Origin of the sequence: Gulosibacter sediminis (genome assembly GCF_014904065.1) — a bacterium.
Classification (GTDB): Bacteria; Actinomycetota; Actinomycetes; order Actinomycetales; family Microbacteriaceae; genus Gulosibacter; species Gulosibacter sediminis.
The window spans coordinates 1-688 of the sequence record NZ_JACXJG010000057.1 but is presented as its reverse complement, the minus strand read 5'-3'; the positions used below and the strand labels follow the sequence as shown (position 1 = coordinate 688).

Here is a 688-nt window from a genome sequence, read left to right as displayed (position 1 = left end):
GGCCGGCGACGACGAGCTGCTTGAGCTGCGGGTGCAGTTCGCGCAGCACGTGCGCGTGCTTGCGTGCCTGGGCGCCGTAGCCGTACATCACGACGCTGCTCGAGTCGCGGTTGATGAAGCGCGAGGTGACGAGGCTCGTCATGGCGGCGGTGCGGAGGTCGGTGAGCTCGTCGCCGTCGATGACGGCCTTCGGCGTGGTTGTCAGGGCATCCATGAGCACGTAGAGCCCCTGTGCGCGGTCAACGTTGCGGGCCGGGTTGCCCTCGTTGACCGACATGATCTTCGCGCCGACCCAGTCGGGGGCATGCGAGGCCATGAAGAGCAGGCGCTTGCCCTCGTCGAGCTGGAAGAAGCTGCGCGGGAAGTCCTGCGACGGGTCGATCTCGGTCTTGAGCGCGCGCTCGAGGGCGTCGACCGCGTCACCGACTCGAATGTGATCGAGGATGTGTTTGTTGGTGATGTGTGGGATGTTCACGGAAGCGGGTGCTCCTTCAACGCTCGACGGGATGCAGCGGCGAATACCGGGGCCTCGCCGCCCCGTTGCTGGTGAGCGGCCGTGCCTGGCAGAAATGCTACCCGCAGCAACGCCGTGCTTGCAGCGGGATGTCGATTGGATACGTTCAGAGTTCTTCATAGGCACAGAGTTCATCTCCCTCAGAAGGGTGCTGGATCTGTGGTCGGGTCGTAG

1 pseudogene is annotated in these 688 nt (G+C 64.7%); it reads right to left on the bottom strand.

From position 1 onward, the window contains the following. Positions 1 to 475: pseudogene (locus ID132_RS12945) on the bottom strand (hypothetical protein); the annotation flags it as partial. Between the last annotated feature and the right edge of the window lie 213 nt (positions 476 to 688).